Raw genomic sequence first — 13,418 nt, forward strand, 5'->3', positions numbered from 1 at the left:
ATGAACTTTATTGAAATAAAAATGGAACAATGGGCAAGAAAAGAACACTATGATCATTATAAAAATAGGGTACCATGCTCTTATAGCCTAACGGTAGACATTGATATTTCCAATTTACTGGTTCAGCTAAAAGAACGAGGAAAGAAATCCTACCCTGCACAGGTCTTTATGCTATCAACTGTGGTAAACCAATTACCGGAGTTCCGAATGACAACCAATGATGAACACCGCTTGGGATATTGGGAGGTCATCGACCCTGTGTATACTGTTATGAATCCTATCACGGAAACATTCTCAGCCGTATGGACAAGATATGACAGCTGTTTCGATACATTCTATCACGCATATTTACAAGATACAGCACAGTATGCCACTGGAAGTCTTTTCCCTCAGGAACATGTTCCACCCAATACTTTTACTATTTCCAGTGTTCCATGGGTAGATTTTTCAGCGTTTAATATTAATGTTTTTTCAGATGGAAACTATCTTTTGCCCATCTTCACTATTGGAAAATACAAAAAAGAAAACGGCAAAATCATGATGCCCCTTGCCATCCAATGTCACCATGGGGTTTGCGATGGCTACCATGTTGGAAAATTCGTAGAACGATTGCGAGAAATGGCAATCAACTGTAATAAGTGGTTGTTCTAGCCAGTTCAAATATTCTAGCTGATTACTAAAGGTAATTACAACTTACAATCATTTTTGGAACAAACCGGCTTCACAATAAAGAGGCCCGTTTGTTCCTTTTCCATATATTCCAACAAGTCCGCCTCTCTAAAAGCAAACCTAGTTTCTAAAGACTGTACTTATATTTTAATGTGCCCATGTGCTCAAAACCAATCACTACAAATATCAAAGGCAATATTCTGTTTAACCGTTTCCGTTGTACAAACTATTTTCGCTCCATTTATTGTGTCAATCTTTAGTAATGACACTCAAGTATTGGAAATTGCATCTTAGGGATTAAGGGCTTACAGCGTAATGTTTTCCCTTTTCGGATTTCAAATTATTTATATGACGTTATTTTTGGCTCTGGGAAGGCAAGGCATATTTTTAGTAGCCACGATACTGATTTTGCCTCAATTATTCGGGCTGAATGGAGTTTTTTACACTCAGGGTTCAGCAGGTTTTTTCATCAATTATTTATTTTAACCTTCGCTTTTGCTTTAAAATGAAACATTCTCTGAATTTCCTGATTACACAGCATGAGTCACAAATTTATGTTGCATAATTTTCTTTTAGGGGTACATAAAAAGTTAAAAAAGCAACGCAGTAATTAGTGCCTATGCACGGTCATACTGCGTTGCTTTTCTCATTGAATGTTATATTTAAAACATTTAATAACAGGAACCACCATGTAATTTCATACCTTGTCCTCTGGATCCTCTTTCTGCAGAACCGCCTCTGCCTGTTCCCATGCCTGCCCCATTAGCACCAAATTTTGCTGCTAAAGATTTTCCCAATCCTACGCTGCCTGTTCCATCACAATTTATCTGATTTTCCTCTAAAGCAGCAATGATGGTATCTGCTCTTTCTTGCGTCATCACCCCTGCTTCAACTTGTGCTGCCAACTGATCCTTCTTAATTTCGAGAGCTCCAGCCTTAAATTCATCCAATTCTCCTGCCTCAGAAGCAATTTCACCGTAAGACTTTCCTGTTTCTGTCCTTTCATCCACGATACTTTCTAGCGTACGACCGGTAATCCCAGCAACCAATTCGGCTGGTGTATTATACTGCGATGCCGCAAAAGCTGTTACTCCAGTTGCACTAATTGCCATCACCATAAATCCAGTTGCAGTAATCTTTTCCCATCTTTTCATAATCCTTGCACCTCCTGAAATTTTTTTAAGCGTTTGTTTTTCTGTATCTAAAGATTACCGTAACTTTTTGTCAAAAATGTGTCTTTTGTTTTATATTTTTAAGGCATCTATCAGATAAAATTTCGACCTTCAGTTCTTAAAATCAAATGTGAATTGGGTGCCTCCCTCGCTGTTGTTTGCAACAGATAAAAGGATACCGTGACGATCTGCAATTTGTTTAGCAATGGCAAGTCCAAGCCCTGTACCAGTTTTATTCTGTTCCCCATATGTTTTATAAAAACGTTCGAAAATATGGGGCAGATGAGCAAAATCAATCCCGCATCCATGATCACGTATGATCACCTGATATTCTTCCACCTCAATCTCTACCTGAGCCCCCTGTGGCGAAAACTTAATGGCGTTGTCCAGCACAATCACAAACATTTGCCGCAATCTTCCATAATCCCCCAGGGTTTCTACACAAGAGCTTTGCAGTTGAACACTAACAAACACATCTTTTTGTTGTGCAATTCTAGAAGCACTTCTTGATGCATCTTCTATAACTTCACATATGTTAACTGGTAACATTTCAATGGCAAAATTCATGTTTTGTAATCGAGAAAGATCTAATAAATCCCCTATCAATCGCTCTAAAAATTTTGCTTCCTCCAACATTTGGCTATGATAGTCCGCTATTTTTTCGGGGGTATCTACAACCTTGTCGCACAATGCCTCCAGGGAACCTCTTATCACCGTGACAGGCGTACGTAGCTCATGAGAAATGTTTGCCACAAAATCACTGCGCATTTGTTCCAGCTTTTGAGTTTCTTCTCTAGCTTCGTCCAAACGAAGTGCTAATAAATCTAAATCCGCAGATAACTCGCCGATTTCATCTTTTTGCTCAACACCACAACGAACGGTGTAATCCCCTTGCATCATAGAATTTGTAGCACTTTTCATCTTTGAGAGGGGTTTTGTAAATGAAGCAGACATCCCTAGGGAAAGTAACACAGAAGCAATCAGGGCGACTAGGATGCTGATTGCTAAAACAATAAGCCCTCGTTCCATTGACGCCATTGTTCCATCCACCGGAGAATGCAGCAAAACTGCGCCTATAATATCACCCTTTTCAGTTTGAATTGGGACTCCAACAGTCAAGGTCAACGTAGAAAGAACATCGCTAAATCCTTTGCTATTCACAGTTTTGCCTGTCAGCACCTCATCAATGACTTCCTTTGCATTGGCAGGTAATTCCGTCATAGAATATCCTCCATATCTCCCCCCTTTCCCCTTGCCTGCTGTAATCAAATTCATATTTTCATCCACAACCCAAACTTCCGTGTCGGAAACTTCACTAATAAATCTCAGATATGCTCCATATCCGCCCATTCCTTTTCCCAAAGTTCCGCTTTCAGCCAATAAACTATCAACTAAAGATTGCCCATAGTTTTCCAGTTCAATTTTATTTCTTTCAACAGTATAACTACGAAAAAGAAAGAAAAAAACACTACCGACAATTAACGCAAAGGCTAACAAAACCACGGTAAAATTTCTACTTAACTTTCGGGCTATTTTACTTTTCAGCATCCGTTGTCACCTCAAATTTATATCCTACGCCCCATATGGTTTTGATATCCCAAGAGGGATGGGTATATTTCTCTAATTTAGCTCGAAGACGCTTAATATGGCTATCTACCGTTCTGCTATCTCCGAAATAATCATATCCCCATAAACTATTTAGAAGATTATCACGAGAAAACACTTTGTTTTTTGCTGTTGCCAACGTCCATAAAATCTCAATTTCTTTTTTGGTAAGTGCAACAGGTTCATCATCAACTGTCACTGTATACTCATCTAAACAAATATTCAAATTGCCATACGTAAAACACTGTGTCTGTTTCTCTTCTCTTACAATGCGTCGCATAATCGCCTTTACCCGCGCCATTACCTCCCCTGGAGAAAAGGGCTTTACAATATAATCATCTGCACCAATTTCAAGCCCCATAATTTTTTCAAAATCCTCGCCCCGTGCAGTAATCATAATAATAGGAACATTAGAGCTTTTCCGGATTTCTCTGCAAACAGCAAATCCGTCCTTCTTTGGCATCATCACATCCAGCAACAGAATATCTGGTTTTTCATCAGAAAACTTTTGCAAAGCCTCCTCTCCGTCCAGTGCAACTGCTGTTTCGTAGCCATCTTTTTTTGCATACTCCTCTAAAATTGATGTTATTTGTTTATTATCATCTACTAATAAGATTTTTGGCATAAATTCCACCTCCCAATATAATAATAGCAGATTTTTTTGTTTTTTTAATGGCAACACAATTATTTTTTTAAACCATCTCAATAAATATTAAATTAGCTTCTAGGTTTATCAAAAAGCAAAAATGCTGTATTTAATTAATAAAAAAATAGGTATATTTATGCCTATTAAAAAGTACATTATTTTCGAATTATTTAAGTCTTCTGTGTTCAAATAGTAGAATCCCTGCTTATATTAAGGAGATATTTTATCTAGCTCCTACATGACTGACCTTGTATACTTTTCTATGAGTGGGACGGACTATTTTTCCCAAAAAATATAGTTAAAGCTGCCTTCTAATGAGACAGCTTTAACTATTTTCTTGACCAATACACTTGATATTATTTTATTTTGTTCTTCGATATGTCCTATTATACTTAACAGGACAATTAAACGCTCTCGTCTGGTAGATTGGCAGGAGCCGTGATCCTCTCCCAGATCATGTTTGCCCGATCCACGGAATCAAAATACAAACTAGTGAGCAGGTTCGTAGGGATATGAAGTTCGTCTGCTAGCGTAGTGATGCGATTCCAGTCAGCCCGTTCATAACTGAGTAGCAAAGAAAACAGTTTGCCGGCGGAGCCCTTTTGGTAGAGCAATGCATCTCTAACTTCCTCTGCAACTGGGACTTCAGATAAAATTTCTTCCATGGGCGCGTCTACCAGACAGCCCAGTGTGGAAAACATACCAATCAAATAGGCGTCGCCCTTAGAGATGGAGAGGCTATTCTGTGTGTAATCACTTAAATCACTGCAGAAATTCGCCCGCAAGAAAGACAACTTGAGGAACTCCTCACACGATGGATCGATTTCATTTTCCACATTGCTGGCACTAAGAAAATAGATCCATTGACGTAGCTGACCAAGCCCCAGTGTCATAATGGCCTGACGGATGGTAGTAGCACGGTGTTTGGAAGAAAAATAGGCAGAGTTCGCCATGCGCAACAGGCCGAAGACCATGGAAGCGTCTTGGGAGACCAGTTGCTCAATCTCGTCAATATTCGGCTCATCCTGGGTAATGGCTACTATCAGTCGAAAAAAGTTGCTTTGCAGATATCCGCTGGTGTGTGTTTTAGACGATAGCTTTTCTGCTACAAAAGTCCCCTCCAACGCATCGACTTGCAGATTTATTGCGCAATTGTAAAGCTCCTCGTTTGTAATGTTTGTTGCAATACATTTCTTTTCCATGCTATGGGCTAGCTCAATAATGTTGGACAATGTCGACACCGGAGTCGTAGAAAAATTCAGCTTGATATAATGAATTTTGTCCATCAGCGCTAAATAACGAGGAGCAAATCTAAATTCATTCACCGCGATTTTGTAGCCCTCTTTTGCAAACTTCTGTACGAAATTCATGGCCAGTGGATAGATAATTACATTATCTTCAATCTGAATAACCAATTCTGACTTTTTGAATATCCGTGGCGCACTCTTCATTAACAGAGTAGGTGTGAAAGTCATGAAATTCAAAGTTCCTGTTAGGGATTTATCTGTATTCTGGGTCAAAAAATTATAGATGGCATTTGCTGCTGCAAAGTCATTTCTGTAAGCCGGAGCATTGGATGCAGAAGCCGTGGGGACTTTTACCTCCCCAGAAGATGATGGTTCTTCAGCGCCAAAGGCCTGGTTTTCGCCGTAGTAGAGAAGTTCGTAGCCGATGATATTGCTGTCTCTGTCTTTAATTGGCTGTCGTACAATATACTTGCTGTTCACTGTATTCTCCTTTCACCACAGGCTACGGTAGCGATCTTCTTTACATTCCGTCACACCTGTTTTTATGTATCATAGTATCTTATATTATATTTATCGACATGATATGGAAAGAAATAACACTTTTTAAAATTTTGCACACAATTGGCTTATTTCCCAAAACCAAATCAAACACAAGCAAGACAGCAACTTCCCCGAATAATCCAAAATCGTAACATCATTTTATCTCATACCTTATTCAAATATTTCCCTCGAATGCTTAAAAACTAAGGCCTAACCCAATCAAACGCTCTTTTATTTAGTCGCTCTTGACCCATCCAACAATCCAATTTCTTGCTAACCTTTTCTTCAAATATATTGCTGGTGCTTCTTAAAAAATTCAACCCAACAATAAAACCTTTCGTTTTAGGTTTGGTTTTATTGTTGGGTTGTTTTTTAGTTTACCACTCTTAAGCATACCTTAATTGCACAAGCATTTGCATCATTTAAAATCTTTCGCCGCTTTCAGTCCATAAGCAGGTTCAGCAGCCTTTACCCCTCTACAGATTGCTCTTGCCATCACTTCCGTTGCAAGCGCACCAAGGGCATCGGGCTCAACTTCCACTTCTCCGGTTGCCATAACAAAAATCGTATCTCCATCAACAGAGGTATGCACGGGGCTAATGGCCTTTGCATACCCATTATGGGTAATGCTTGCCAGCTTACTTGCCTGAACCTTGGTAAGTTTTGCATTGGTTATAACACAACCAATCGTTGTATTACCGGAAAAAACATTTCGTTTTCTGCCAATTTCTGCATACATCACTTCCTCCGTGCTCGATATAGCAGTTTTATCTTCTGATATAATTCCTGCGATTCGTTTTCCCGTATCATAATCAATCACGTCTCCAAGGGCATTGACCGCAACCACTACACCACACTGAACATCACCAATCTGCACTGCGTGGATTCCGAGACCACTTTTCATCATTCTCTCAGGCCCCAGAAACTTGCCCACAGATGCACCTGTCCCTGCACCTACATTTCCCTCCGCAGGCTCACATGTTCCTGCCACTTGGCAAGCTCTGTAACCCATGGCCTTATCTGGTCTGCATTTCGGATCGCCAACGACTAAATCAAAGAGGGATGCTCCGCAAACAATAGGCACAACGCCAACACCAACATCGAAACCAGCTCCCCGTTCTTCCAAATATTGCATAGCACCGTCCCCCGCCGCAAGACCGTAAGCACTACCACCGGAGAGCATAACACAATGAATCTGCTGAACCATATTGACGGGTTTTAACAGCTCTGTTTCTCGGGATGCCGGCCCGCCCCCACGCACATCAACTCCCGCTATTGCTCCAGCTTCGCAAATAATGGCAGTACATCCCGTTGCACCTTCAAGACTCTGGGCATGCCCAATCTTAATTCCCTTTATTTCCGATATTTTTATTTCCTTCATACACATTTCCTTTCTTCAAATAAGGGCGACTTTTGCCGCCCTCATCTTCCATCATTGTTTTAATTACGCAATAAACTGCACTGCCATAATAATTGCAATAATGACACCTACCACCGCTTCGCCACCCAAAAGGCCTGCACCAATAATGATGCCTTTTCCTTCCCTTTCAAACTGAGGATAAACTTTATCAAGAATGAAGCGGATAGCTGCTCCAATAAATGCCGTAAAGGATAGATAAAACGGCAGATAAACACCAAGTCCAAGGGTCATAACAGGATAAAATCCTGCAATATAAAGCACGGCAGCCACCACAAGTCCAGTTAAAAACGCTGGGACATGGGAAATTCCACCAGCCATAGCAGCAACAGCAGATGCCTGAGCTGCAGGGAAAAGTTCCGGATTGCCAAAAGCAGAAGGACCATATGCCTGAATGATAGCCATGATGACAAATACAGATATAACCGCTCCTACAAGACCACCAATTAATTCACCTGTCCACTGGGCTTTGGGGCTGGACTTCAAAATGCTCCCTGCTTTAAAATCGTTCATAACATCGCCCACAAGGCCACAGGCAATTGCAACAATCGCCGCAATACAAATGGCTGCAACTTCTGTAATTCCAGGAGAGCACAACTTTGCAAGAATCAGTACAAAAATACCAAACACTTCCATAGGGTTAATGGCAGACATGCCAACCGTTTGACAAGACATAGCAGTTGCAAGCCAAACCCCTATAATAGTAATAATTGCAGCAATAACTGGTACATCAACAATAATTACAAAAAGTGCTGCAAAAAGTGCCATCAGGATTGGTGCCCATCTCAAGGGGACAATAGAATCCCCAATGGAATCTTTAGACACCATAGACCCAAAGATGGCCTTAAAATTCGGAATGATGTTTTTTATGAATACACCAAGGCCTGTTCCTACCATCATTCCTAATCCCAGTCCACTTTTGATATTTGCTGCTGTTGCTGCGTCAAAAAAACCTAATTGCTGGCCGCCGATTAAAATACCCACATCGCCGATGAGTGCTCCAAGAAACCATACACCTACAAATATGGGTCCTACAAGGTAGCCAACAGATACAAGCATAGGCGAAAGCCAAACACCGCCATAAGAACCATAGTTTAGCCAACTGCCGCCACCAAACCAAAGGATAGCGGGAATCTTCATGAACCAGTCACGAAGTGCAGTCCAAATAGCAGCGAAGCCCAATGCCCCAAAGAGTGTATGGGCCTTTTTCCCTCCTTCATCGCCAACGATCAGAGTCTCCGCAGCTGCCTGACCCATGGCATAAGGAAGTTTTGATGTTTCTATGAACTGTTTTCTCATAAGAGATGTAAAAATAAGCCCCAGCATAGTACCACTAATTGTGATGACAAGCAATTTAACCAAACTTAAGTCTGTATTTGGATAGAGCATATAAATTGCTGGAATGGTAAAGGCTACGCCACCGGCCACCATAGAACCGGCTGACATTGCGGTATGTGTAACGTTGATTTCATTAATATTGGTTCTTCCCAATGCTTTTAATGCAAACATAGATACCAATGCAACAAACATAATGGGGAATGGTAACGATGATGCTTTCAATGCTATAAACATAGATGAACATGTTACAATGACTACACCGATGACACCAATAATCATACCACGAACAGTTAGCTGTTCCCTATACGATGTGGCATATTTGACACGTTTCGATTCTTGAGCCATAGTTCAGCGCCCCCTTTCCTATATCACAATAAACAACATCTTACGAACTCTATCAGACTTGATATGTATAAACAAAGCCTTTTACTTTTGATATTCAATAACACCATCAATCATAGTCATTTCTACTTCCAAGTTTACAATGCTCATAGGGGGGATAGAAAGAATATCATCTGAGAGAACTATCAAATCTGCCAGTTTTCCAACCTCCACACTTCCTTTAATATCTTCTTCAAAAGAACTATAAGCTCCATTTAACGTAGCACAACGAATTGCTTCAAGAACGGATACTGCCTGGGTTTTATCACACTGGAATCCGACAGACCTGTCATAGCGGTTTACAGCGGCATCTAAAAGGGAAAGTCCCGCAGGATACGATGGTGTATCACTATGTAAAGAGCATTTTATTCCGGCATCCAGCATACTTCGAATAGCACATATATATTTATTTCGATCCGCACCATAGAAATCAACGAATTTTGCTCCCATCTTCTGAATAGATGAAATATTTACACTGGGACAGATATTCATTTTTGCCATGCGGTTTACTAAGTCTTGATCCACAATGGTACAATGCTCAATTCTATGACGAAGATCCGGTCTGGGATTTGTTTCAAAGGCTTTTTCATATCCCTCTACCATAAATTCAATTGCTAAATCTCCAATGGCATGTGCCGTTGCCTGACATTCGGCTTCGTTGATTTTTTGAATATACCCTGCTACTTCCTCCCTCTCCCAGGCTCTTTCCCTTGGAAGGTTGTGATTGTGAGAATAAGGCTTCCTGGTTGCGCACGAGGGGCCGCCGGAGCCGCCGTCAATCATAAATTTTGAACTGCCAATTTTAAAATGTTCATCTCCAAGACCACTGGATAAACCTAATTCCAGAAAATGCTCGTTATCCATCAAAGAATACCTTTTACCAAAAATGCTGTGCAACATCATGTAGGAACGAACTTTAAACTTGCCCTCTCTGCATAGTTTCTGCATAATATGATACGATGGTTTATCGCATTCTCCACAGTCGTGAATAGATGTAATACCGTTTTCCAAACAGTGTTGATGTGCTTTCATTGCTGCCTTTGCCTGATCTTCTTGTGTATATTCCACTTTGCCCCAGAGCCAGAAATGGGTACTTCCCCTAACCATTCCTGTCAATTTTTCATCCACAACTTCCACTTCATCTTCTGGATATTTTTTGGCGTCCCGTGGAGAATATATATCCAAATATTCCAATGCTTTGGAATTATACATGCAGATATGTCCTCCCCCATGCATGCAGTGGACAGGGTTGTTTGGTGCCACGGCGTCCAATTCTTCAATGGTAGGATGGCGCTGTTCGGGAAAAAGGGTAGGCTCATAGCCCATCATGGAAATCCATTGTCCCGGCTTTTTCATTTTTGCTGCTTCCTGCACCATATTCAGCATGTCAGAAAGAGATTTACAATTTCCATAAAAAGTATCAATCATTGGTGCATCAAAATCCGTTCCTAAAAGACCGGAGAGAATGGGGTGATAATGAGAGTCTATCATACCCGGCATTAAAGTTCTGCCCTTTAAGTCAATTATTTTTGTTTTATCTGTTGTAATCTTTAATATATCCTCATTTGAACCAACGAAAACTATTTTATTCCTCTTAATCCCAACAGCCTCTGCAATTTCGTCCTTTTCATTTACAGTAATCACTTTGCCACCTATAAACGCAGTGTCTATATATGAAAAATCAAAGGTCATTGACTCCTCCCCCCTATCAAATCCTCATAGCAGAAGGTATTACCAACACTAGTTTGTTTAGTGAAAGTTTGCATGCCTCTCTACGTATTAAAGTAACGCCCCACCAGAAAGGTAGGGGTTCCCTTCTGTTAAATAATGTGAATTTATTTTTTTATTTATGAATAGAACAATTTCATAACTTCTTCATCTGGTTTCTTACCAATCAAACTGCCTACCACAAATGCCACAATTGAAATCACAATGGATGGTACAATGGGAGTGGTCCCAAAAATACTCACTTTATAAGTAGTCATAAGCAAGAAAGAAACAATGCCGATGACACTGGATAAAACTGCGCCTGTGGCGTTTGCTTTTTTCCAATATAGCCCAAATAAGATTGGACATAAGAATGCGCATTCAAGGCCACCCATAGCAAAAAGATTAATCCAAACAATTAAATCAGGTGGATAAATTGTAAATACAAATACAATAACACCTACGACCAATGTGGTTATCATACTCATCTTTCCGATTTTCTTTTCAAATTTTGCCCCTGTCTTAACTACATTACCATTCTCCTTTGCAATGTAGTTTAGGTAAATATCCTTGACAATCGCCGCAGAAGCCAAAATCAATAGGGAAGATACTGTTGACATAACTGCAGATAGAGGTGCTGCAATAAATAAACCCGCCACTACCGGATTCATATATTTCAGTACTAAAGTAGGCACAACATAGTCAGAAGAAGGAATTTCAGATGGATCCAAAATAGCAGGTGCAAATGCCCCTGAGATATGCATAACCAGCATCAAAAATCCCACAACGATGGTGCCATAAATCATCGCACTGTGGAGGGATTTTGTGTCCTTGAAACCCATGCCTCTTACAGCCGTTTGGGGCAGACCTAACACACCGATACCAACAAGTACCCAGAAAGACATTACGTATGCCTTTGGTGTTGTACCACCTACTGTAGGGTCATTCCATGTGGGATTCACAACGTTAAGTTTGTCAACAATGGCTTCAAAACCTCCGCCAACCTTTATAATGGTAGCCAAGATAATGAAACCGCCCATTACCATAACTAAGCCCTGTATGGTATCCGTTGTTACGACCGCCTTAAACCCACCAATAGTTGTATAAAGGATAACAATAGCTCCAAAGAAAAGCAAACCGTAAACATAAGGAAGCCCTGTAATTGTCTGGAACAAAACAGCTCCACCAATAAATTGAGACATCATCTGTGCAATGAAGAACAAAACAAGGGCTAAGGAAGAAATGATAACCACTGCAGGTGATTTATATCTTGCTTTTAAGTAGTCAGTCACCGTTACAGCGTTTGTCTTTCTTGAAATAATGGCAAACTTCTTGCCCAAAATGCCTAAAATGATGAAAGCTGTAGGAACCTGAATGATTGATAAATATACCCAAACAAGTCCTTTAGAATATGCAACACCAGGTCCCCCAATAAAACTGCTGGCACTTGTGAAAGTAGCAATCAACGTCATCGCCAAAACAAGACCGCCCATAGACCTTCCACCAATAAAATAGTTATTGATAAACCCAGTCCCGGCTTCAGCATCTCTCTTAGCCTGTTTTTTACTAATAAAAAGGCCGATGCCCAAATTCGCGAGGAGATAGAGCACTAAAACTGTCATTAAAGTAATCGTATATGAACTCATCCTTCATCCTCCTCCCCACTATCCTCATCAGCTATTTCATCAAGACTAAAGTCTTTGAAAAAAAACTTAACAACAACAATTACAGCAATACTGAATAATACATAGCCAACAACGCAGCTTAGGAAGAACCAAAGGGGTAACCCCATAATATAAATATACCCTTTCGAAGTGTCTGCCAAACCATAGCCAGCAAAATACCACCATAAAAAGAAAACCACATAAAGACCTATAGAAATAAGAGCTTCTTTTTTAATCTGAAGATTTCTCTCCTTTTCCGTCAGCTTTGGCACCATATCTTTCCCTCCTTTAGTCATGTTCTAATCACCTCTGCATACCCTTGCCGATAACCGCAAAGTTGGTATGCTTATTTTTCCCTTTCAAAATAATGAATCAGAGCACAAAGCACTTGGTTTACTGGGGTGGCAATACTTGCACTTTTCCCTTCTCTCACAACTGCACCATTAATCATATCAATTTCTGTGGGTTTATGTTTCAACACATCCTGAAGCATAGATGATTTATTTGCTGCCGTTGCTTTGCAAACCTCCTTGGTATGTTCCACAGGATCTGCAAACCCTAAAATAATTCCCTTGGCATTTGCAACTGCAATACCTTCCTTCACGGCTTCTTCCAATATTCCTTCAATTTCGGGGTGTGCAAGAAGTTCTCCGTTTGTCAGCTTCGTAATCCCCGTCAAAGCATTAATACCCGCATTAACAAGAAGTTTATCCCATACTAGCCCCAATACGTTTTCCGAAACTTCAACTTCTAAGCCTGCTGCTGAAAAGATCTCTGCAATTTCATTGATTCGTTTACTCCTTACTCCTGAAAGCTCGCCAATCATTGTTTTTCCAACGCCCGCATGTCGTATTTTTCCAGGTTTCAACATGGTAGCACCGTGAGCGGTGGTTCCCGCCATCACCTTTTCCGCTCCTATTAAGGAACCAATACTTTCGATGTTACCTATCCCATTTTGCAAGGTAATTGCCATGGTGTTCGCCCCGAATACAGCTTTATTGGCTTCTATGGCCTGCTCCGTCAGCGTGGATT

Annotated in this window: 11 protein-coding genes; 1 reads left to right on the top strand and 10 read right to left on the bottom strand. The window is 40.5% G+C overall.

Going from position 1 to position 13,418, the window contains the following annotated elements:
* On the top strand, positions 1-651 hold the full coding sequence (catA, locus tag RTK36_RS06765; protein ID WP_312045525.1) for a type A chloramphenicol O-acetyltransferase: 651 nt from the start codon (positions 1-3) through the stop codon (positions 649-651).
* Between the two features lie 689 nt (positions 652-1,340).
* Here the strand turns inward: catA and RTK36_RS06770 are convergent.
* From RTK36_RS06770 to RTK36_RS06815, 10 genes are all read right to left on the bottom strand, one after another.
* Positions 1,341-1,823 (bottom strand): hypothetical protein, encoded by a 483-nt coding sequence (locus RTK36_RS06770; protein WP_312045527.1) that lies wholly within the window; start codon positions 1,821-1,823, stop codon positions 1,341-1,343.
* A gap of 129 nt (positions 1,824-1,952) precedes the next feature.
* Positions 1,953-3,389, bottom strand: a complete 1,437-nt coding sequence (locus tag RTK36_RS06775; RefSeq protein ID WP_312045529.1) for a HAMP domain-containing sensor histidine kinase — start codon at positions 3,387-3,389, stop codon at positions 1,953-1,955.
* Positions 3,376-4,071, bottom strand: a complete 696-nt coding sequence (locus RTK36_RS06780; protein WP_312045532.1) for a response regulator transcription factor — start codon at positions 4,069-4,071, stop codon at positions 3,376-3,378. Before RTK36_RS06780 ends, RTK36_RS06775 begins: the two co-directional genes overlap by 14 nt.
* Before the next feature lie 425 nt (positions 4,072-4,496).
* Positions 4,497-5,819, bottom strand: a complete 1,323-nt coding sequence (locus tag RTK36_RS06785; RefSeq protein WP_312045533.1) for an EAL and HDOD domain-containing protein — start codon at positions 5,817-5,819, stop codon at positions 4,497-4,499.
* A gap of 478 nt (positions 5,820-6,297) precedes the next feature.
* On the bottom strand, positions 6,298-7,260 hold the full coding sequence (locus tag RTK36_RS06790; RefSeq protein ID WP_312045535.1) for a P1 family peptidase: 963 nt from the start codon (positions 7,258-7,260) through the stop codon (positions 6,298-6,300).
* Positions 7,261-7,323: 63 nt separating this feature from the next.
* On the bottom strand, positions 7,324-8,979 hold the full coding sequence (locus tag RTK36_RS06795; protein WP_312045537.1) for an OPT/YSL family transporter: 1,656 nt from the start codon (positions 8,977-8,979) through the stop codon (positions 7,324-7,326).
* 81 nt (positions 8,980-9,060) lie between these two features.
* Positions 9,061-10,707 (bottom strand): amidohydrolase, encoded by a 1,647-nt coding sequence (locus RTK36_RS06800; RefSeq protein ID WP_312045539.1) that lies wholly within the window; start codon positions 10,705-10,707, stop codon positions 9,061-9,063.
* A 155-nt stretch (positions 10,708-10,862) separates the two neighbouring features.
* Entirely contained in the window at positions 10,863-12,368 is a 1,506-nt protein-coding gene (gene panF, locus RTK36_RS06805) for a sodium/pantothenate symporter (RefSeq protein ID WP_312045541.1), read from the bottom strand.
* Positions 12,365-12,682, bottom strand: coding sequence for a YhdT family protein (locus RTK36_RS06810; RefSeq protein ID WP_312045543.1), 318 nt, complete (start codon positions 12,680-12,682; stop codon positions 12,365-12,367). The genes panF and RTK36_RS06810 overlap by 4 nt, the downstream gene beginning before the upstream one ends.
* Before the next feature lie 50 nt (positions 12,683-12,732).
* On the bottom strand, positions 12,733-13,418 hold a 686-nt coding region (locus RTK36_RS06815; RefSeq protein ID WP_312045545.1), incomplete at its 5' end, for a ketopantoate reductase family protein.

The sequence above is a fragment of the Anaerotignum sp. genome (genome assembly GCF_031981185.1).
Lineage (GTDB): Bacteria > Bacillota > Clostridia > Lachnospirales > Anaerotignaceae > Chakrabartyella.